Genomic DNA, 18,899 nt, shown 5'->3' with positions numbered 1-18,899 from the left:
CGAACCCGTGAAGGAGACCATTCCATGTTCAAACGCATCCTGCCGCTGGCGGCGCTCCCGTTCCTGCTCACCGCGTGCGGCGGATCGGACGGCTCGGGGAAGACGTCGGCCGCGCAGAGCGACCTGTTCGTCAAGTACGCGCAGTGCATGCGGCAGAACGGCGTCCCCGAATGGCCCGACCCCATCGACGGGGACAAGTACCGCTTCAAGATGGGCACCGTCGACCCCAAGTCGCCGCAGTTCAAGGCCGCCCAGCAGAAGTGCAAGGAGCTGGCGCCGCCCGGCTGGGACGGCAAGCCCACCAAGCAGGACCCTGCCCAGCAGGCCAAGATGCTCAAATACGCCCAGTGCATCCGCAAGAACGGCGTGCCGAACTTCCCCGACCCGCAGGGCGGACAACTCGACCCCGGGAACATCGACCTCGATTCCCCGCAGTTCAAGGCAGCCGACGAGACGTGCAAGGACCTCCGCCCGGCGGGGGCCGGCGGATGACCGCAAAGTGGCGGATCCTCGCCGGGACGGGCATCTTGGCGGTGCTGGCCGCGGGAATCGTCGTCCTGAACCCGTTCGGCGCGGAGAAGGCGAAATCCGCGCCGGCCGCCGGCGGCACCGAGCTGGCGACGGTCCGCGAGGGCGCGCTGTCCACCCAGGTGACGCAGAGCGGGACGCTCTCCTACGCGGGCCAGTTCACCGTGGTCAACCAGGCCAAGGGCATCTACACCTGGATCCCCGGCGCGGGGAAGCAGATCGACTGCGGCAAGGCCCTCTATCGGGTGGACGAGCGACCGATCGTCCTCATCTGCGGCGACACCCCGGCGTACCGATCCCTGTCGGTGGGCGACAAGGGCCGCGAGGTGCGCGACCTCAACGCGAACCTGGTGCGCCTCGGTTATGCCGACGCGTCACGACGCCGCTCCGACTACTACAGCGCGGAGACGGCGTACGCGGTCGCCGAGCTGCAGGACGACCTGGGCGTCCCCGAGACCGGACGCCTCGACCTCGGCGACGCCGTCTTCCTGCCCGGCCCGCTGCGCGTGACGAAGTCGCTCGCCGAGCCCGGAACCCCGGCGGCGCCGGGCGGCCGGGCGGCCACGGCGACGACGGCCCGCCGCCAGGTGCTGGTGGAGCTGGACGCGGGCCAGCAGGCGCAGGTCAAGGTCGGCGACCGCGCCGAGATCACGCTGCCGGATAACCGCACGACCACCGGCCGGGTGAGCCGCATCGGGACGGTCGCGCGCACCGACGCCGACAAGAACCCCACCATTCCCGCCTACATCACCCTCGACCGCCCGAAGGACGCGGGCACGCTCGACGCCGCCCCGGTGCGCGTCCAGATCACGACCGACGGCGTCGCGAAGGCGCTGATCGTCCCGGTCACCGCGCTGCTGGGTCGGCCGGAGGGCGGTTACGCCGTCGAGGTGGCCGCGAACGGACGGAACCGGCTGGTCACCGTGACGCTCGGCATGTTCGACAACGACAACGGGCTCGTCCAGGTGTCCGGCGCGCTGTCCGTCGGCGACCGTGTGGTGGTGCCCGCCTCATGAGCGCCGCACTGGACCTCGACGACGTCACCAAGACCTACGGCGGACGGGCGCCCGTGCCCGCGCTGCGCGGCGTGAGCTTCACGGTCGAGCACGGCGAGCTGGTCGCGATCGTCGGCCCGTCCGGGTCGGGGAAGACGACGCTCCTGCACGTCATGGGCACGCTGGAACGCCCCACCGGCGGCGTGGTGAAGATCGACGGCATCGACGCGGCGGGCCTGGACGACCGGCGCCTCGCCGCCCTGCGCGCCCACCGCATCGGGTTCGTGTTCCAGCAGTTCTTCCTGGCCGAGCACGCGACCGCGCTGGAGAACGTCGCGGACGGCCTGCTCTACGCGGGCGCGACGGTCGCCGAGCGGCGGCGCCGGGCGGCCGAGGCGCTGGAGCGCGTCGGGCTCGCGCATCGCGGCTCGTTCCGGCCGACGCACCTGTCCGGCGGCGAGCGGCAGCGCGTGGCCATCGCCCGCGCGCTGGTGGGACGGCCCGCGATCGTCCTCGCCGACGAGCCCACGGGCAATCTCGACAGCGCGACCGGCGCGTCGATCCTCGACCTGTTCCGCGAGCTGAACGCGGCGGGCGCGACGATCGTCATGATCACGCACGACGGCGGGCTCGCCGCGCGGCTGCCGCGCCGGATGCGCGTCCTGGACGGCCGGATCATCTCCGACGAGCGCGGCGAGGCGGCCTGATGGCGATGACTCTCGTGCCGGCGCGGCTGCGCGCCGGCGACCAGGCCCGCGTGGCGAGCACCGGCCTGCGCGCGCGTCCGCTGCGGGCGGCGCTGTCCGCGCTCGGGATCGCGATCGGTACGACGGCGATCGTTGCGGTCCTCGGGCTGTCCTCGTCGTCCCAGGCGGGGCTGCTGGCGGAGATCGACCGGCTCGGCACCAACCTGCTCACCGTCAGGACCGGCCAGAGCTTCACCCAGGAAGAGGCGGTGATGCCGCTCGCGGCGCCCGCGCGGGTGTCGCGGCTCCCGTCCGTCGAGGCGGTCGCGCACACCGGGACGGTCAAGGACGCGAAGGTGTACCGCAGCCCGCTGATCCCGTCCGTCAGCACGAACGGGCTCCAGGTGCAGGCGGCGAGCCTGAACCTGCCGCGGGTGGCGGGCGCCGGGGTCGCGCACGGACGCTGGCTCAACCCGGCGACCGCGACGCAACCGGCCGTCGTGCTCGGCGCGACGGCGGCGCAACGGCTCGGGTTCGACCGCGTCTATCCCGGACAGCGCGTGTGGCTGGGCGGCCAGTGGTTCTACGTCGCGGGCATCCTGTCCCCGGCGACGCTCGCGCCCGAGATCGACGCGAGCGCGCTGGTCGGCTACCCGGCGGCGCGGCGCTACCTCGGCCACACGAGCCTCAGCACGGGCAGCGGCACGGCCGACGGCCCGCCGAGCACGCTCTACGTCCGGTCCGCGACGGACGCGGTCGAACGGGTGCAGGCGGCGTTGGCGCGCACGGCGAACCCGGAGGCGCCGAACGAGATGGACGTGAGCCAGCCGTCCGACGCGCTCACCGCCCGCGCCGCCGCGAAGGGCGCGTTCAACAGCCTGTTCCTCGGGCTCGGCGTCGTCGCGCTGCTGGTCGGAGCGGTCGGCGTGGCCAACATCATGATCATCTCGGTGCTGGAGCGCCGCTCGGAGATCGGCCTGCGCCGCGCGCTCGGCGCGACGCGAGGGCAGATCCGCGCGCAGTTCCTCGCGGAGGCGATCATGCTGGCGGTGCTCGGCGGGGTGGTCGGCGTGGCGGCCGGGGCGGCGGCGACGGCGGTGTACGCGGGCGCCAAGGGCTGGACGGTCGTCGTCCCGGCGGAGGCGTGGGCGGGCGGACTCGGCTCGGCGCTCCTCATCGGCGCGGTCGCCGGGCTCGTCCCCGCGCTGCGCGCCGCCCGGCTCGCGCCGACCGAGGCCCTGCGGACGGCGTGAGCGATGAAAGCGCAGGTCTTGGCGGCCGTCACCCGGCTGATCGCGTTGCTGCTGGTCCCGGTCGCGTTCTGCCGCGCGCCGGGCCGCGCCCGCTTCCTCGCCTGCCAGTGGGCGCTCAGCCTGCGGTTCCCCGCCGAGGACCTGCGCGGCCTCGCGGCGGAGACGCGGACGGCGTTCACCCGCGCGCGGGCCGAAGCGTTCTGGCGGGACGGCCAGTTGATCGGCCTGACGTCCGGCCACCGCGACGCGGCCGAGCAGCACCGGATCTTCTGCGCGGAGGTGCGGCGCACGGGCTCGGTCGCGGCGGCGCGGCGCCGGGTGCTGCCGCCGCAGGAGTCCAGCCATGTGCGGGGGCTCGCGCTGGACGTCCGTCCGACCGAGGGCGCGCGGTGGCTCGAACGGCACGGCGGACGGTACGGGCTCTACCGCGTCTACGACAACGAGTGGTGGCACTTCGAGTATTGCCCGGCCGAACCGATCCGCCTGCCGCATCCGGGGGCCGCTTGACAGACGCCGAGGTAATCCTGAAATCTATCTTTCATGATTGCGGTCGTGACGGGAGCGGCGGGCGGACTGGGCGCGGCCCTGTGCCGGGTGCTCGCCGCGCGCGGCTACGAGGTCACCGGCGTGGACGTCGTCCCGGGCGCCGCCGAGATACTGGACGTCACCGACCCCGCCGCCTGCCGCGACCTGGCCGAACGGCTGCGGCCCCGGGTGTGGATCAACAACGCCGGGGTCTTGGCCGCCGGGGACGTCCTCGGCCAGCCGGACGCCGACGTCCGGCGCTGCGTCGAGGTCAACCTGCTCGGCGTGATCAACGGCAGCCGCGCGGCGGCGAGGGTCATGGCCGAGGACGGGCGCGGGCACATCCTGAACATCGGGTCGCTCGCGTCCTGGGTGCCCGTGCCCGGCGAGTCGGTGTACGCGGCCACCAAGCACGGCGTCCGCGCGTTCACGCTCGGCCTCGCCGCCGAGCTGAAGACGTCGAACGTCAAGGTGTCCCTGCTGTGCCCCGACGGCATCTGGACGCCGATGCTCCACGACCGGCTGCGCGACGGCCACGCCGCGCTGAGCTTCACCGGCCGCCGCCTGCTGGACGCGCCGCGCGTCGCGTCCGCCGCCCTGGACCTGCTGGACTCCGGCGCGCTCGTCGCGAGCGTGCCCCGCACGCGCGGCGCGCAGGTGCGGGCGCTCGGCGCGGTGCCGGAACTGTGGCTGGCGCTGACGCCGCTGCTGAACCGGATCGGGGCGTTCAACCAGCGGCGTCTCGCCCGCACCCGACGTTGAGGAGAGGTCATGGCCGACGAGCTGCCGTCCGGGTTCCGCAGGATCGAAATCTTCGACGAGGTCAACGTCATCGCCGAGCCCGGCCTGCAACTCCAGGCCATCCGGTCGCGCGCGCCCGAGTTCCAGAGCTGGTTCCGCGCGCAGGGCACGGCCGTCGCGGTCGAGACCTGCGATCTGGTCGCGACGCCGTTCCCCCGGGAGTACGCGCTGTGGCGGGCGGCGCTGTCGCCGACGCCGTTCGTCCGCATCTACAACCGGATGATGGTCGTACGGTTCGATGACTTCGACGGCGTCCGGCGCACGCTCCTGGTGGAGCCGACCGACTCCAAGCTGGCCGAGAACACGCCGTTCTTCCGCGCGCTGGCCGACCGGTTCGGCCCGCGCATGCGCGACCTGGCCGTCGTGTGGGGGCCGACCGTCGCCGAGCACCTGGCCAGGCTCGGCATCGACCGGGCCGAGATCGACTACATCACGTTCGACCACCTGCACGTCCAGGACCTGCGCCCGCACCTCGGCACGACGACGCCGCAGCCGGGCCTCGGCGCGCCGGACCGTCCGCTGGACCCGCTGTTCCCGAACGCGAAGCTGCTCGTCATGCGGCCCGAGTGGGAGCTGATGCAACGGCTGCATCCGTTGCAGCGCAATTTCTTCCAGCCCGAGACGTACCGCGACCTGCGCACCGACAACGTCGTCTGCCTGGACGGGGACGTCCTGCTCGGCCCCGGCGTGGCCCTCATCGCGACGCCGGGGCACACGATCGGCAACCAGACGCTCGTCCTCAACACCGACAGCGGGATCTGGACGCAGTCGGAGAACGGCGTCCACCCCGAGAGCTACCAGCCCGAGCAGTCCCGGATCCCCGGCCTCGCGCGATGGGCGCGCTCGTCCGGCCAGGAGGTCGTCATCAACGCCAACACCCCGGAACTGGCCGCGCTGCACTACAACTCGATGGTCAAGGAGAAGCTGATCGCCGACCGGGGCGGCCCGGGCGGCGGCTGGGTGCAGCACTTCGCCAGCTCCGAGCTGACGCCCTGGAAGCTGGCGCCCCTGGTGTCGCCCTCGTTCACGTACGGCGCGCTGCGTCACGGTAGCCTCAAGGCGGAATGACAGGACGACCGTACGGCGGACGCGACCCGCAGCAGCGACAGCGCGACCGAAGGGACCGCCTGCTCGCGGCGGCCCTGGAGCTGTACGGAACGGCCGGCTACAACCCCACGACCATCACCGACGTCTGCCGGACGGCGGGCGTCGCCCCCGCGCACTTCTACGAGCTGTTCGGCAGCCGCGAGGAACTGCTGCGCGTCCTGTACGACGAGGTCGTCACGACGACCCGGGACGCCGTCCTCGCCGCCGTCGCCGCGCAGCCCCCGGACCCGGCGGCCCGCGTCCGCGCCGGGCTGACGGCCTACTGCGACCATCTGCTGACCGATCCCCGGCGCGCCCGCGTCCAGTGCATCGAGGTCGTCGGCGTCTCCGCCGAGATGGAGGCGCACCGCCGCGCGGTCATCCGCCAGTACGCCGAGTTCCTGGCCGCCGAGCTGAACGCCATCAACGACCGGCGCCCGCACCCGGCCGAACCGGACCCGGCCGCCGACGCCCTGCTGGCCACGGCCGTCGTCGGCGGCGTCAACGAGGCGATGATCGACTGGCTGCTGCTGGACGAGCGCCCCCCGGTCGCCGCGCTCCTGTCCAGCCTCACGCTGATGCTCACCGCCGTCGCCGACGCCCGTCTCAACCCGTAGCTCAACGGGCGGGAACCAGGCCGCGTTCGGCGAGCCACGTCCGCGTGCGCTCCATGCCGTCCGCGAGGCCGACGGCGGGCTGGTAGCCGAGCGTCCGGCGGGCCTTGGCGATGGAGTACGTCCCGGTCCGGGTGAGGTAGCGCAGGCTGACGGGGTTCAGCTCGCTGCGCACGCCCGCGACCCGCGCCAGCGCCGGACCGCCCGGACGGCCGGGAGCCCGGCGGCGGTCGGCACCACGAGCGGCCCGCGCCTGCCGAGCATCCGGCAGTAGTGCCCGAAGAAGTCCTTGCAGGTCACGCCGGTGCCGCCGCTGAGCGTGAACACCTGTCCCGCGGCGGCCGGACGCCGCACGGCGAGCAGTCTCCCCGGCCGCGTGCGCCTGGAGCGCGACCTGCTCGCAGGCGATCTTGGTGTCGACATAGGGGTTGCCGTCCGGGCGCACGGGATGATCCTCGGTGACGCCGTCCGGGAACCCGGTGTCGGAGAACGCCCGCACCGACGACAACAGGACGAACCGGGGCACTCCGGCGCGCACGGCGGCGTCGAGCACGCGCCGCGTGCCGACGGTGTTCACGCGCCACTGCGCGTCCATCCCGGCGGCGTTGGAGACGATCGCCGCCGTGTGGACGACCGCGTCCGCGCCCTTGAGCCCGTCCTGCCACACCCCCGGCCGCGTGATGTCGCCGGGCACGACGCCGGGACCGGGCACCAGGTCGACGCCGGTCACGACGTCGCCGCGCGCGGTCAGGCGCGCGGCGAGCGCGCGGCCGATGAAGCCGCCCGCACCGGTGATGAAGACGCGCATCGGTCACCTTTCGCAACGGGGCGGAGCCCATCTCCGCCCTGGATGTTGGAGATGGGCTCCGCGTCTGCGGCGGGGCGTCTCAGCCCCGGTTCCTCCCGGTCGGGAAGGCGTGCCGGACGACCTTTCCCCAATGGCTCGCGACCTGCCGGGGAAAGGAGCCGGAATGGTAGGGCAGGCCGTAGCGGGCGCAGATCTCGCGGACGCGCGGAGCGATGCGCGCCAGGCGGTTGCTGGGGACATCCGGGAACAGATGGTGTTCGATCTGGTGCGACAGATTCCCGGTGAGCAGGTGCAGCAGGGGCCCGCCGGTGATGTCGGCGGAGCCGAGGAGCTGGCGCACGTACCACTGGCCGCGCGTCTCGCCGTCGAGGACGTCTTCGGGGAACACGTCGACGTCACCGGGGAAATGGCCGCAGAAGATGACGGTGTGAACCCAGACGTTGCGCAGGATGTTGGCGGCGAGGTTCGCGGTCAGCACGTACCGCGCGTTGCGCCCGGCGAGCAGGGGAAACGCGACGTAGTCCTTGAGCGCCTGCCGGGCGAACTTGCGTCCGACGTCGGCGAGGCCCTGCTTGATCTCGTCCTCGGACTTCTCGCCCGCTTCGAGCTGGGCGCCGAGGTCGTAGACGGCGTTGCCGAACTCGAACAGCCCGGCGAACAGCAGATTGTAGAAGGGCTGGGCGAGATAGGCCGGGTGCCAGGGCTGGGCGGCGTTGACGCGCAGGATCGTGTAGCCGATGTCGCGGTCTTTGCCGAGCACGTTCGTGTAGGTGTGGTGCAGAACGTTGTGGGCGTGCTTCCACTGGTCGGCGGGACAGGCGTTGTCCCACTCCCACGTCGTGGAATGGATTTTCGGATCGCGCATCCAGTCCCACTGGCCGTGCATGACGTTGTGGCCGATCTCCATGTTCTCCAGCGCCTTGGCCACGGTCAGGCACGCCGTTCCCGTCCACCACGCCCACCGGCGGGACGCGCCGAACAGCAGCGCGCGCCCGGTGACTTCGAGCCCGCGCTGCGCCGCGATGACCCGCCGGATGTAGCGGGCGTCGGCCGCGCCGAGGTCGGCGAGCACCTCGCGGCGCAGCGCGTCGAGCTCGTTCCCGAGTTCCTTGACGTCCGCGTCGGACAGGTGCGTCCCCGCGACGCCCGTGCGCGGGGCGAAGTCGTCGGCGAGCAGCCGCATCATGCGGGTCACCACGGTGCTGGTCATGTCGGGGGCTCCGTTCCGGCGCGGGCGGGGAGACCGGGGTCCCGGGAGTCCGGGACCCCGGCCGGGATCAGCAGCCGTTCTGGAACGGCTTGTCGGCGAAGCGGTCGGTCAGGAAGTTCAGGACGTCCCCGGCGGCGCCGAACATCGTGGTCGCGTGCTCCGTCGGGTAGGCGATCTTGTAGGTGTTCTGGACGCCCGCCTTGCAGTACTGCTGGTGCAGCGCGTCCTGCGGCTCGTGCGGCAGGATCTCCTCGAAGAACCCGCGGTACAGGAAGACCGGGAACCCGATCTTGTAGGTGGCGGACGAGTTCGGCCCCCCGACGTCCTGGCCGAGGTTGAGGCTGTCGGCGATCTGGCCCCAGGTCTGTCCGTTCGGGCCCTTGATCGCGTAGAGCTGGTCGAGCGTCAGCTTGTCGTTGGTGAAGTTCTCGACCTTGGCGCCCGCGAACACCGCGAGCGTCCCGAAGAGGCAGTTGGCCTTGACGTCCTTCTCCGCCTGCCGGCCCGCGTCGTTCATGAGCTGGTCGAAGGGCATCTCGGGGTACTGCGCCTTGAGCCCGATGAGCGTGTCGGCGAGGAACCCGGCGAAGAAGCTGCCGTTGAGCTGCTTGGCGGCGGCCTTGAGGTTCGCCGGGATGCCGCCCGCCGCCGCGCCGACGACGTTGAGGTCGGGGGCGTAGGACCCGGCGAGCTGCGCGGCCCACCCGGCGGTGTTGGCACCCTCGGAGTAGCCGTCGATGGCGACCTTGCCGTCCGCGGTCAGGCCGGTGCCCGTCAGCTTGCGGGCGGCGCGCACGACGTCGAGCGTCGCCGGGCCGTTGGCCTTGCCGTTGACGTAGTAGTGGGTCTGGCCGTCCAGGTACCCGACGCCGTCGGTGGCGGCCAGCGCCCAGCCCTGGTTGAGGAAGCCGGACAGGTTCGGCGCCTCGTACTGGTCGTTGAACCCGGTCGTCATCTGCTTGGACAGCGAGCACTGCGCGCCGGAGCCGTGCGTGAAGGGCGCGTAGGCGACGGTCGGACGCGACCCGCCCTTCGTCCAGGCCGCCTCGGGCACGGCGACCGTCCCGGACGCGGCGACCTTGTTGCCCCTGGCGTCGGTCGTGACGTACTGGACCTTCCACGCCTTGAGCTTGGGCGCGTTCGGAATGAACGTGAGCTGGGTGGACGCGCACGCGAGGATGTCGCCGGGGTTCCCGGTCACGGACGCGGGCGGCTTGTAGATGTCGGCGTCGCTCGCGGAGCACCCGGTGTCCGCCGCCGCGGTGCCGGCCCAGACGACCGGGACGCTCACCAGCGCGGCACCTACACTCAGTGCCGCGAGAGCGGAAGTGATCTTCACGGTTCCTCCTCGGGGGGCATCAGAGACGGCCGCGTCTCCGATGAGCAGGAAGCCAAATGTGACAGACGCCACCGGCGCTGACCACGGACCGGGAGACGAAAACGGCGATGACGGATCCGGTTTCCAGTGACAAACGTCGCTATCGCGGCATGGACGGCCCGGAACGTCAGGCCGCGCGCCGCGCGAGCCTGCTCGCGGCGGGGCTCGAACTGTTCGGCACCGTCGGGTACGTCGCGACCACCGTGGAGGCCGTCTGCCGGGAGGCGGGTCTGGCGAAGAAGTACTTCTACGAGTCGTTCGCCGACCGCGAGGCGCTGATGCTCGCGATCTACGACGACGCGGTCCGCCGGGGGCAGGAGGCGGCGCTCGTCGCCGTCGCGGGGGCCGGTCCGACGATCGAAGAAAGGATCGCGGCGGGGCTGGGCGCCGTCATCCGCGCCCTCGGCACTGATCCACGCGTCACCCGCCTGGTGTTCCGCGAGATCATCCGCGTCGCGACGCCCGTCTCCGAGGAGCGCTACCGGCAGGCCAAGCGCGACTTCGCCGAGTTCGTGATCGCCGACCTGACCGCGACCGCCGGGATTCCGCGCACCAAGCGCATGCAGATGGGCACGACACAGCTCGTCGGAGCGTTCAACGAGATCATGACCGAGCGCGTCCTCGGCCATCTGGACGCGACGCTGGACGAGGTCACCGAGATCACCGTCACGGTGTTCAACGTCGTCTACCGGCAGTACATGCGCGAGCTAGCCGAGGACGCCGGCTAGGACGTCCGCCTCCGCCTGGAACCGCTCGGCCTGCTCGGGCTTCCCGGCCCGCGCGTAGTCGGCGGCCAGCGTGCGGCGTTCGTCGAGTTCCGCGCGGACGATCCGCTCGACGTCCGCCTCGGTGAGGTCGCGCCGGGGCGCCTCGGTCGCGGCGGCGCCGACCGGCGTCAGCTCGATCGCCTGCGGCCCGGGGTCGGCGACCGCGACGGCCCCGGCGTTGTCGATCGCGGCGAGCGTCGTCCGCAGGACGGACGCGGCGGTCCTGTCCCGGGTCTTCATCGCGACGACGAGCGCGTCCTTGAGTTCCTGGCGCAACGGCACGAGAACACCGTACCGGTCACAACCCGGCGGCGAGGTGGGCGATCACCTCGCGGGCGTCGTCCTCGATGCCGTGCAGGAACGTGGACTTGCGGCGCCGGAGCACCGGCAGGCCCAGCGCGTACAGGCCGGGCGCGACGACGCCGCCGTCGTGGCGCAGGCGTCCCTTGCCGTCCAGGACGGGCACGTGCAGCCAGCCGTACTCGGGCCGGAACCCGGTCGCCCACACGATCGTGCGGATCTCGCCGCCGCGCAGGTCGAGCCGCAGCCGGGGCGACGCGGGGACGCGCGTCGGCGCGAACCGCTCCGGCGGCGGCGCGTCGATCCCGGCCGAGGCCGCCCACGCGTCGAACGTGTCCAGCAGCCGTTCCATCTTGAGGTCGGCGAGCGACGCGACGTTGCGCAGCCCGCCGGAGAACAGCGCCCAGCCGTCGCGCACGGCGGCGAGCCGCCCGACGATCTCGACGCCGAGCGCCGTCAGCTCGTTGAGCCCCAGCGTCTCGCGCGACGGAGACCCGACGAGCTGCGGCGACGGCAGCCGCCGGGCGCGCGTCAGGTCGTCGATCTCGTCGTAGCGCTGGTCCCAGACGCCGGACGCCTCCATCCACCACAGCACGTCGCGGCCCCGGTAGGTGCGCGGCAGCCGGACGTGCTCGCCCGCCGCGAGGACCACGGGACGCCCCGTCCGCCGCAGTTCGGCCGCGAGCTGCACGCCGGTCGCCGACGCGCCGACGACGAGCACGCCGCCGTCCGGGAGCCGGTCGGGCGCGCCGTAGTCGAACGGCGTCACCTGGACGACGGACGCGGGCACCTCGGTGTGGAACGGCGGCACGACGGGCCGGTTGCACGCCCCGGACGCGAGGACGACCGACCGCGCGCCGAGCGGCCCGAGGCTCGTCTCCAGCTCGTATCCGGCGCGGCCCGCCCGCACCGACGTGACGTCCACGCCGGTGCGGACGGGCGCGTCCGCGACCTTGGCGAAGCCGGCGACGAAGTCGGCGACCTCGCCCGCCGTCATGTAGCCGTCGGGGTCCGGGCCGTCGTAGCGGTGGCCGGGCAGGCGGCTCTGCCGGTTGGGCGTGAGCAGCCGCAGCGAGTCCCAGCGTTCGCGCCGCCAGGAGTTGGCGATTTCACCGCGTTCCAGGACGACATGCTCGATTGAGCGGTCGCTCAAGAAGCGGCTCGCCGCCAGGCCCGCGTGCCCCGCGCCGACGACGGCCGTCGTGACGTGCTCGATGACGGTGCTCCTAGGCCACTTCGACGGTGACGCTGGTCGGGTTGGTGAGCGCGTCGAACACGGCCGAGCGCTTCTGCGACTGGGCGACCAGGGCCTCGATGTCCTTCTCGGACGCGTCCGCGTCGATGGTGAACGTCACCTTGATGTCGTTGAACCCGTTGCGCACGTCGCTGTCCGCGCCGAGGATGCCCCGGATGTCGTGGTTGCCCTCGACCGTGGACTCGACGGACCGGAGCTGGATCCCCCGGTTCTGCGCGACGGACGCGACCCCGGCGGTCAGGCAGCTCGCGAGCCCGACGAGCAGGTACTCGATCGGCGTGATGCCGTTGTCCTCGGCGGCGAAGACCTCGGGGTGGTCGGCCTCGAAGACGGCCTCGGTCTTGTGGTTCTGCTCCTGGCCGAGGCCGAAGAACTGCTGGATCCGCGTCGTGCTGTGGACGCCGTTCTGCCACTTCGACGTGGCCCGCCAGGTGAACTGGGCGGCCTCGGGGGCGCCCTTCAGCGCGTCCCGCGCGTCGAGCAGCGCCTTGACGTTCACACCGTTGGAGACCGTGGTCATGTCGACCCTTTCCATGTTTGCCTACCGGTAAGCTTGACAATACACGCAGTGAGGCGGGCAACATAGCCCCATGAAGCCGACCCTCGCGGCCGGTTCGGTCGGCACCGTCGAGACGCGGTTCCTCGACCTCCCCGACCCGGTTCCGCTCGACTGCGGGCGCGCGCTGTCGCCCGTCCGCGTCGCCTACGAGACGTACGGGACGCTGTCCCCCGCGCGCGACAACGCGATCCTCGTGTGCCACGCGCTGAGCGGCGACGCGCACGCCGCCGGCACGTCCGCGACGCCGACCGGCACGCGCGACGGGTTCGCGGCGCGCGGCGGGAAGAACCTCGGCTGGTGGGACGGCATGATCGGCCCCGGCAAGGCGTTCGACACCGACCACTTCTTCGTCGTCGCGGCGAACGTGCTCGGCGGCTGCGGCGGGACGACCGGGCCGTCGTCGCCCGATCCCGCGACCGACCGTCCGTACGGGCCGGACTTCCCGGTCGTCACGGTCGCGGACATGGTCCGCACCGAGCGCGCGCTGCTCACCGCCCTCGGCATCGACCGGATCGCCGCCGTCGCCGGGGGCTCGCTCGGCGGGATGCGGGCGCTGGAGTGGGCGATCCTGTACCCGGACAAGGTGGACGCCGTCGTGGCCATCGCGTCCACGCACGCACTGGCCCCGCAAGGTGTCGCGTGGAATGCCATCGCGCGCGAAGCGATTCTGCGCGACCCCGATTGGCAGGACGGCCGCTACTACGGCACCGGACGGTCCCCCGACGCGGGCATGGGCCTCGCGCGGATGGTCGGACACATTACGTACCTGTCCGCCGCCGCCCTCGACGGCAAGTTCGGACGACGCCTCCAGTTCTCCGACGACATCCGCCACACGCTCACCGAGCCCGAGTTCCAGGTCGAGAACTATCTGCGGCACCAGGCGGACGGGTTCGTCCGCCGGTTCGACGCGAACACCTACCTGCTGCTGTCGCGCGCGCTGACGTACTTCGACCTCGCGCGCCAGCACGGCGGCACCCTGGAACGGGCGTTCGCCGACGTCACGGCCCGCACACTGCTCATCTCGTTCGACTCGGACTGGCTGTACCCGCCGTCCGGATCGCACGCGATCGAACGGGCCCTGCGTACGCTCGGCAGGCCGGTCGAGGCGCACGTGCTCGACGCCCCGTACGGGCACGACTCGTTCCTGCTGGAAGAGGCGCGGCAGATTCCGATCGTCCGCCGGTTCCTGTCCCTGTGAAGAAGGAAGCGATGACCGACACACCACCGCGCGCCGAGGACGGCCGCGCGTTCGGGTTCGAGACCCGGCAGTTGCACGCCGGGCAGCGGCCCGACCCGAACACGGGCGCGCGGGCCGTCCCGATCTTCCAGACGACCAGCTACGTCTTCGAGGACCCCGAGTCGGCGGCGGCGTACTTCAACCTCCAGGAGTACGGCAACACCTACTCGCGGATCATGAACCCGACCGTCGCGGTGCTGGAGGAGCGGGTCGCGAACCTGGAGGGCGGGTGCGGCGCGGTCGCGTTCGCCAGCGGGATCGCGGCGCAGGCGGGGGCGCTGTTCACGCTGCTGGAGCCCGGCGACCACGTGGTGTCGTCCACGGCGCTGTACGGCGGGACGGTCAACCAGCTCAAGCACCTGCTGCGGAAGATGAGCGTCGAACTGTCCTGGGTGGACCCGGACGATCCGGACGCGTGGCGCAAGGCCGTCCGGCCCACGACCAAGGCGTTCTTCGCCGAGACGATCGGGAACCCGTCCGGGAACGTCCTGGACATCGCGGCCGTGGCGGACGTCGCGCACGAGCACGGGCTGCCGCTCGTCGTGGACAACACGTTCGCGACGCCGTACCTGTGCCGTCCGATCGAGTGGGGCGCGGACATCGTCGTCCATTCCGCGACGAAGTTCCTCGGCGGGCACGGGACGAGCATCGGCGGCGTGGTGGTCGAGTCGGGGACGTTCGACTGGTCCAACGGGCGGTACCCGGTCGTCGCCGATCCGTCGCCCGCCTATCACGGGCTGAAATTCCACGAGACGTTCGGCACGTACGGCTATCTGATGAAACTCCGCGCCGAGACGCTGCGGGACCTCGGCGCCGCGCTGTCGCCGTTCAACGCGTTCCTTCTGCTGCAAGGTCTGGAGACGTTGTCGCTGCGGATGGAACGGCATGTCACGAACGCCCGGACGGTCGCGGAATTCCTTCAGGCGCACGACCTGGCGTCCCGGGTGACGTACGCGGGGCTTCCGGGCAGCGAATACGGTCCGCTGGTCGAGAAGTACCTGCCGCGCGGCGCGGGCGCGGTGTTCTCGTTCGACTGCGCGGGCGGCCGGGACGGCGGCCAGGAGTTCATCAAGGGCGTCACGCTCTGGTCCCACCTGGCCAACGTCGGGGACGCGAAAAGCCTGGTCATCCACCCCGCCAGCACCACGCACCGGCAGCTCTCCGACGACGAGCTGGCGGCGGCCGGCGTGGGGCCGGGCACGGTCCGGCTGTCGGTGGGGCTCGAATCGGCCGAGGACCTGCTGTGGGATCTGGAGCAGGGGTTCGCGAACGTCAGGGCGGTGGCATGAACTACCAGGATCCGCTGACCATTCAGCGAGTGCTCAACTCGGCCCGGACGATCGCGATCGTCGGCCTCTCGTCCAACGAGCTGCGGGCCAGCTATTTCGTCGGCTACTACCTCAAGCGGCACGGCTACCGCGTCATCCCGGTGAATCCGCGGGAGACCGAAATCCTCGGCGAGACGTCCTATCCGAGCCTGCTCGACGTGCCCGTTCCGGTGGACGTCGTGAACGTGTTCCGGGCGCCGTCCGCGCTGCCGGGCATCGCGCGGGACGCGGTCGCGATCGGCGCGGGCGCGCTCTGGTGCCAGTTCGGCGTGGTCAACGAGGAGGGCTCGCGAATAGCGGCGGACGCCGGGCTCGACGTCGTCGTGGACCGCTGCCTCAAGATCGAGCACGCGCGCTACCGGGGCCGGATGCACTGGCTGGGGTTCGACACCGGGCGCGTCACGTCCGTCCGGACGGGCCTGCAATAGCGGTTCACGTCCCGCACACGCGGCGGCCACGCGGAGATCATCCCGGGCGGCGAAGGTCCCGGCATGACCATCATGTCCCTGTTCGGCATCACGGGGTCGGCGAACGCGCGGTCGTACGCGTACTACGACACGAACCCGTTGGAGCTGAACGGCGAAGGCTGGGACGTCCGGCTGCGCCACAAGTCGGGCAAGTCGTTCGAGGAGACGTACAAGAAGCGCTGGCCCATCACCGGCGGCGACATCAACGGCGCGCTGACGACCGCCAACAATGACGGTTTCGACAGCAGCGACACCAACTACGACTGCGAGGTCGACTGGGGCTACGCCAAGCAGACGCTGAGCTGCGCGACCGAAAAAAGCCACAGCTCCAGCGGCTACTCGGGCACCGCGCTGCCGACGAGCGACACCGGACGGACCTGGCTCGTCAACGACATTCCGGGCAAGCTGACGGACTGGTCGTCCACCGGCTGGGGCAAGACGATCCTCAAGGCGTCGCGGGCGCACGGCCCGGTCACGTCGAAGGTCTACGGCGGCGCGTGGGGCGCGTCCGACGACGCGAGCATCGAGGTCGTGCCGGTCGTCGGCGCGGACGGGACCGGCACCGAGTACATCGTCGAACTGTCCTTCAAGACGGACAACTACAACGACGCCGCCACCCTGCACAGCGACGCCATCGCCGTGGCGGACGCGCACGGCTGGCTCTACCACGGCGACATTCTGAAGACGCAGCTCGTCCTCGGCCGCTACTGACGACCTGCGGGGTTCCGGTCGCCGCCGACAGGTGTTCCGGACGCGGCGGATCAGGGTTCACGACGATGTCAGCGCCGGTTCACGCGTGCCGTGGACCGTCTCGGAAGAATCTTCACGTCTGGCCGAGGAGCACATCGTCATGGCACGACCCATCCGCCGCGGGATCACCGTCGCGGCGACCGCCGCCGCGCTGCTGGCCCCGGCCGCCGCCCACGCGGCGCCGCCCCCCGGGACCGTCACCGGCACGGCGACCCTCCCGGACATCCCCCTCGGCGAGTTCTCCAACGCGCTGCTCCCCGGGACCGTCGCCGACGACCGCGGCGTCGACCTCGGCGGCATCGGCAGCGACCTCTACCCGGCCGGACGCCCCGGCGAGTTCTGGACCGTCACCGACCGCGGCCCGAACGGCCAGATCAAGGTGGACGGCGACAACCGCCGCACGTTCCCCGTCCCCGGCTTCGACCCGGCGATCGTCAGGGTCCGCGTGCACGGCAAGCGCCTCGACGTCGTCAAGGCGATCCCGATCACGACCGCGCACGGCAAGCCGGTGACGGGCCTGTCCAACCAGCCGGTGCGCGACGAGACGCCGTACAACTACAACGCGACCGCCAAGCTGGACCTGAACCCGAACGGCCTGGACACCGAGGGCGTCGTCCCGGCGCACGACGGCACGTTCTGGCTGGTGGACGAGTACGGCCCGTCCCTGGTCCACGTCTCGGCGAAGGGCCGGGTGCTCGCCCGGTACGTCCCGAAGGGCCTGTCCCTGACCGGCGCGGACTACCCGGTGATCGAGGCGCTGCCGTCGATCTTCCTCACCCGCAAGGGCAACCGCGGCTTCGAGGGCCTGACGGCGCTGCCCGGCGGCGACCTGGTGATCGCGCTCCAGAGCCCGCTGCTCAACCCGACGAAGGCGGTCGGCAACGCGTCCCGCACGACGCGCCTGCTGCGCTTCTCGCCGCGCCTCAACAAGGTGACGGCCGAGTACGCCTACCGCTTCGACCCGGTGAACGTGGTGGACCCGTCCGCGACCGACACCAGCGACCTGAAGATCTCCGCACTGGCGGCGATCGGCCCGGAAACGCTGCTCGTCCAAGAGCGCACCGACAACACCTTCCGCCTGCACCGCGTAACCCTGACCCGCAAAGCGAACATCCTCAACACCCCCTGGAACGCGCCCACCACGACTCCGTCCCTGGAGGCCCTGCCCGACCCGGCCGCCGCCGGCGTCCCGGTCCTCTCCAAGCGCCTGGCGATCGACTTCACGAAGGTCCCCGGCACCCCGAAGAAGGTCGAGGGCATCGCCGTCCTCAACCCGTGGACGATCGCCCTCATCAACGACAACGACTTCGGCATGACCGACGGCCCCGCCGCCTTCGACGCGAACGGCCGCCTGGTCGACAGCGGCGTCCAGACCACCCTGGTCACCGTCCGCCTGACCACCCCCCTGCGCTGACCGCGAGAACACGGCCGGACGCCCGACGGCGTCCGGCCGTGCCCCGGTTCAGGACTTCCGCAGGAACCGCACCACGGCGGCGGGGTCGCCGCCGAAGTAGTCGCGGATCACGCCGTGCAGGACGGCCAGCGCACGCGCGCTCGGCTCCGGCTCCGGCTCGGGCTGCTCGTCGACCGGGACGTTGAGCAGCCGGTGGATCTCGTCCGCGCGGTACCGGCGGTGGCCGGACGGCAGCATGACCGGGGTCAGCGTGCCCGTCCTGGCCCACCGGGTGACGGTCTTGGGATCGACGCGGAAGAAGTTCGCGACCTCGGCCGGCGTGTAGAGGGTCTGCCGCTGCGGCTCTTCGGGCTTCTTGGTCATCATCGTGGATTCTGTGCGGGACGGCGGAGCGCCGTCGGTCGGGCGGTGGAACCTCCGGGCCGCGCGGGGCTGATCGCCGGGCGCCGTGCGCACGACACTCGCGCGGCCCGGAGGGCTTCGCGGGACGCGCCGCTCGGGGCGGCGCGCCTGGGGCCGCGCCGGTTCCGGTCCGTCAGGCGGGACGGAACCGGCGCGACCGCCGCCACAGCCGCGCCCGGGCGCGCTGGCGGCGGTGGCCGGGCCGGTGCGCTCCCCTCCTGGACGCGGTCGTGGCGGGTTCGGACTGCGGTCCCGTGCCCGTGGCCGCGGGGTGATCCACGGGCACGGGACCCTCGCCCGGCGGCACGGCACGGCCCGCCGCCGGGACGTTCATCGCATCCGCCGCAGGGAGGACGGGGGAGCGTTCGGCCGCGCGGATCGCGGCCGAGAGGGCGGCGACGGTGGCGGCCTCCACGAGCAGCGGCGCGGGCGACCAGGCCGCCCAGGCGGTGTAGGCGCGGCGGTAGGCGCCCCACACCACGACCCAGCCCGGGTGCCGGGCCTCGGCCCGGCGCGCGAGTTCCGTCGCCATCGCC

At 72.1% G+C, this 18,899-nt stretch carries 21 protein-coding genes and 1 pseudogene; 14 read left to right on the top strand and 8 right to left on the bottom strand.

What is annotated here, in order from left to right; translation table 11 throughout:
* The first annotated feature begins 24 nt into the window (after positions 1-24).
* From GQ466_RS14400 to GQ466_RS14365, 8 genes are read left to right on the top strand one after another with little or no spacing between them, the layout of a single operon-like run.
* Complete coding sequence (locus GQ466_RS14400; RefSeq protein WP_161103347.1) at positions 25-492, top strand: hypothetical protein; 468 nt, start codon at positions 25-27, stop codon at positions 490-492.
* Positions 489-1,544, top strand: coding sequence for a peptidoglycan-binding protein (locus GQ466_RS14395; protein WP_161103346.1), 1,056 nt, complete (start codon positions 489-491; stop codon positions 1,542-1,544). The genes GQ466_RS14400 and GQ466_RS14395 overlap by 4 nt, the downstream gene beginning before the upstream one ends.
* Positions 1,541-2,230, top strand: coding sequence for an ABC transporter ATP-binding protein (locus tag GQ466_RS14390; protein WP_161103345.1), 690 nt, complete (start codon positions 1,541-1,543; stop codon positions 2,228-2,230). The genes GQ466_RS14395 and GQ466_RS14390 overlap by 4 nt, the downstream gene beginning before the upstream one ends.
* Complete coding sequence (locus GQ466_RS14385) at positions 2,230-3,462, top strand: ABC transporter permease (RefSeq protein WP_161103344.1); 1,233 nt, start codon at positions 2,230-2,232, stop codon at positions 3,460-3,462. Before GQ466_RS14390 ends, GQ466_RS14385 begins: the two co-directional genes overlap by 1 nt.
* Positions 3,463-3,465: 3 nt before the next feature.
* Positions 3,466-3,969 carry a M15 family metallopeptidase gene (locus GQ466_RS14380; protein WP_161103343.1) on the top strand — a complete coding sequence of 168 codons (504 nt, stop codon included), beginning with the start codon at positions 3,466-3,468 and terminating at the stop codon, positions 3,967-3,969.
* A 45-nt stretch (positions 3,970-4,014) separates the two neighbouring features.
* On the top strand, positions 4,015-4,749 hold the full coding sequence (locus tag GQ466_RS14375; RefSeq protein ID WP_161103342.1) for an SDR family NAD(P)-dependent oxidoreductase: 735 nt from the start codon (positions 4,015-4,017) through the stop codon (positions 4,747-4,749).
* Between the two features lie 9 nt (positions 4,750-4,758).
* Positions 4,759-5,856: an MBL fold metallo-hydrolase gene (locus tag GQ466_RS14370; protein WP_161103341.1), complete on the top strand. Its 1,098-nt coding sequence runs from the start codon at positions 4,759-4,761 to the stop codon at positions 5,854-5,856.
* Positions 5,853-6,491, top strand: coding sequence for a TetR/AcrR family transcriptional regulator (locus GQ466_RS14365; RefSeq protein WP_161103340.1), 639 nt, complete (start codon positions 5,853-5,855; stop codon positions 6,489-6,491). The genes GQ466_RS14370 and GQ466_RS14365 overlap by 4 nt, the downstream gene beginning before the upstream one ends.
* A 1-nt stretch (position 6,492) precedes the next feature.
* On the opposite strand, the gene GQ466_RS14360 is transcribed toward GQ466_RS14365, so the two are convergent.
* From GQ466_RS14360 to GQ466_RS14350, 3 genes are all read right to left on the bottom strand, one after another.
* The gene (locus GQ466_RS14360; RefSeq protein WP_202420428.1) at positions 6,493-7,296 is read right to left on the bottom strand and encodes an NAD-dependent epimerase/dehydratase family protein; all 804 of its coding nucleotides are present in this window, start codon (positions 7,294-7,296) and stop codon (positions 6,493-6,495) included.
* Positions 7,297-7,375: 79 nt separating this feature from the next.
* Positions 7,376-8,506 (bottom strand): fatty acid desaturase family protein, encoded by a 1,131-nt coding sequence (locus GQ466_RS14355; protein ID WP_237417870.1) that lies wholly within the window; start codon positions 8,504-8,506, stop codon positions 7,376-7,378.
* 67 nt (positions 8,507-8,573) lie between these two features.
* Positions 8,574-9,845, bottom strand: coding sequence for a lipase family protein (locus tag GQ466_RS14350; protein ID WP_337193468.1), 1,272 nt, complete (start codon positions 9,843-9,845; stop codon positions 8,574-8,576).
* 107 nt (positions 9,846-9,952) lie between these two features.
* Here GQ466_RS14350 and GQ466_RS14345 point away from each other — a divergent pair, with 107 nt between their 5' ends.
* Entirely contained in the window at positions 9,953-10,612 is a 660-nt protein-coding gene (locus GQ466_RS14345) for a TetR/AcrR family transcriptional regulator (protein ID WP_161103339.1), read from the top strand.
* Here GQ466_RS14345 and GQ466_RS14340 read toward each other — a convergent pair.
* From GQ466_RS14340 to GQ466_RS14330, 3 genes are read right to left on the bottom strand one after another with little or no spacing between them, the layout of a single operon-like run.
* Positions 10,592-10,933, bottom strand: coding sequence for a GatB/YqeY domain-containing protein (locus GQ466_RS14340; RefSeq protein WP_161103338.1), 342 nt, complete (start codon positions 10,931-10,933; stop codon positions 10,592-10,594). The two genes, GQ466_RS14345 and GQ466_RS14340, sit on opposite strands and share 21 nt — an antisense overlap.
* Positions 10,934-10,949: 16 nt before the next feature.
* The gene (locus GQ466_RS14335) at positions 10,950-12,167 is read right to left on the bottom strand and encodes an NAD(P)-binding domain-containing protein (RefSeq protein WP_161103904.1); all 1,218 of its coding nucleotides are present in this window, start codon (positions 12,165-12,167) and stop codon (positions 10,950-10,952) included.
* Positions 12,168-12,177: 10 nt separating this feature from the next.
* Positions 12,178-12,726 (bottom strand): OsmC family protein, encoded by a 549-nt coding sequence (locus GQ466_RS14330; protein WP_161103337.1) that lies wholly within the window; start codon positions 12,724-12,726, stop codon positions 12,178-12,180.
* A gap of 70 nt (positions 12,727-12,796) precedes the next feature.
* Between GQ466_RS14330 and metX the strand changes: the two genes are divergently transcribed.
* From metX to GQ466_RS14305, 5 genes are all read left to right on the top strand, one after another.
* Positions 12,797-13,963 carry a homoserine O-acetyltransferase MetX gene (gene metX, locus GQ466_RS14325; protein WP_161103336.1) on the top strand — a complete coding sequence of 389 codons (1,167 nt, stop codon included), beginning with the start codon at positions 12,797-12,799 and terminating at the stop codon, positions 13,961-13,963.
* Between the two features lie 11 nt (positions 13,964-13,974).
* Positions 13,975-15,291, top strand: coding sequence for an O-acetylhomoserine aminocarboxypropyltransferase/cysteine synthase family protein (locus GQ466_RS14320; protein ID WP_161103335.1), 1,317 nt, complete (start codon positions 13,975-13,977; stop codon positions 15,289-15,291).
* Positions 15,288-15,758: a CoA-binding protein gene (locus tag GQ466_RS14315; RefSeq protein ID WP_161103334.1), complete on the top strand. Its 471-nt coding sequence runs from the start codon at positions 15,288-15,290 to the stop codon at positions 15,756-15,758. Before GQ466_RS14320 ends, GQ466_RS14315 begins: the two co-directional genes overlap by 4 nt.
* A gap of 63 nt (positions 15,759-15,821) precedes the next feature.
* The gene (locus GQ466_RS14310) at positions 15,822-16,508 is read left to right on the top strand and encodes a hypothetical protein (protein ID WP_202420427.1); all 687 of its coding nucleotides are present in this window, start codon (positions 15,822-15,824) and stop codon (positions 16,506-16,508) included.
* A 139-nt stretch (positions 16,509-16,647) separates the two neighbouring features.
* Positions 16,648-17,961: an esterase-like activity of phytase family protein gene (locus tag GQ466_RS14305; protein ID WP_161103333.1), complete on the top strand. Its 1,314-nt coding sequence runs from the start codon at positions 16,648-16,650 to the stop codon at positions 17,959-17,961.
* A gap of 183 nt (positions 17,962-18,144) precedes the next feature.
* Here GQ466_RS14305 and GQ466_RS31580 read toward each other — a convergent pair.
* Positions 18,145-18,324: pseudogene (locus GQ466_RS31580) on the bottom strand (helix-turn-helix domain-containing protein); the annotation flags it as partial.
* Between the two features lie 172 nt (positions 18,325-18,496).
* Positions 18,497-18,895 (bottom strand): hypothetical protein, encoded by a 399-nt coding sequence (locus GQ466_RS14295; RefSeq protein ID WP_161103331.1) that lies wholly within the window; start codon positions 18,893-18,895, stop codon positions 18,497-18,499.
* Between the last annotated feature and the right edge of the window lie 4 nt (positions 18,896-18,899).

The organism is Actinomadura rayongensis (genome assembly GCF_009831215.1).
Classification (GTDB): domain Bacteria; phylum Actinomycetota; class Actinomycetes; order Streptosporangiales; family Streptosporangiaceae; genus Spirillospora; species Spirillospora rayongensis.
The sequence above is the reverse complement of the archived record's forward strand: the minus strand, read 5'-3'. Positions and strand labels throughout refer to the sequence as shown.

What these genes read in the sequence shown, in the direction of transcription:
- GQ466_RS14345 (WP_161103339.1), top strand. Translation starts at nt 9,953, where the DNA reads ATGACGGATCCGGTTTCCAGTGACAAACGTCGCTATCGCGGCATGGAC.
- GQ466_RS14330 (WP_161103337.1), bottom strand. Translation starts at nt 12,726, where the DNA reads ATGACCACGGTCTCCAACGGTGTGAACGTCAAGGCGCTGCTCGACGCG.
- GQ466_RS14365 (WP_161103340.1), top strand. Translation starts at nt 5,853, where the DNA reads ATGACAGGACGACCGTACGGCGGACGCGACCCGCAGCAGCGACAGCGC.
- GQ466_RS14305 (WP_161103333.1), top strand. Translation starts at nt 16,648, where the DNA reads ATGGCACGACCCATCCGCCGCGGGATCACCGTCGCGGCGACCGCCGCC.
- GQ466_RS14380 (WP_161103343.1), top strand. Translation starts at nt 3,466, where the DNA reads ATGAAAGCGCAGGTCTTGGCGGCCGTCACCCGGCTGATCGCGTTGCTG.
- GQ466_RS14360 (WP_202420428.1), bottom strand. Translation starts at nt 7,296, where the DNA reads ATGCGCGTCTTCATCACCGGTGCGGGCGGCTTCATCGGCCGCGCGCTC.
- GQ466_RS14320 (WP_161103335.1), top strand. Translation starts at nt 13,975, where the DNA reads ATGACCGACACACCACCGCGCGCCGAGGACGGCCGCGCGTTCGGGTTC.
- GQ466_RS14385 (WP_161103344.1), top strand. Translation starts at nt 2,230, where the DNA reads ATGGCGATGACTCTCGTGCCGGCGCGGCTGCGCGCCGGCGACCAGGCC.
- GQ466_RS14400 (WP_161103347.1), top strand. Translation starts at nt 25, where the DNA reads ATGTTCAAACGCATCCTGCCGCTGGCGGCGCTCCCGTTCCTGCTCACC.
- GQ466_RS14315 (WP_161103334.1), top strand. Translation starts at nt 15,288, where the DNA reads ATGAACTACCAGGATCCGCTGACCATTCAGCGAGTGCTCAACTCGGCC.
- GQ466_RS14355 (WP_237417870.1), bottom strand. Translation starts at nt 8,506, where the DNA reads ATGACCAGCACCGTGGTGACCCGCATGATGCGGCTGCTCGCCGACGAC.
- GQ466_RS14390 (WP_161103345.1), top strand. Translation starts at nt 1,541, where the DNA reads ATGAGCGCCGCACTGGACCTCGACGACGTCACCAAGACCTACGGCGGA.
- GQ466_RS14370 (WP_161103341.1), top strand. Translation starts at nt 4,759, where the DNA reads ATGGCCGACGAGCTGCCGTCCGGGTTCCGCAGGATCGAAATCTTCGAC.
- metX (WP_161103336.1), top strand. Translation starts at nt 12,797, where the DNA reads ATGAAGCCGACCCTCGCGGCCGGTTCGGTCGGCACCGTCGAGACGCGG.
- GQ466_RS14295 (WP_161103331.1), bottom strand. Translation starts at nt 18,895, where the DNA reads ATGGCGACGGAACTCGCGCGCCGGGCCGAGGCCCGGCACCCGGGCTGG.
- GQ466_RS14310 (WP_202420427.1), top strand. Translation starts at nt 15,822, where the DNA reads ATGACCATCATGTCCCTGTTCGGCATCACGGGGTCGGCGAACGCGCGG.
- GQ466_RS14395 (WP_161103346.1), top strand. Translation starts at nt 489, where the DNA reads ATGACCGCAAAGTGGCGGATCCTCGCCGGGACGGGCATCTTGGCGGTG.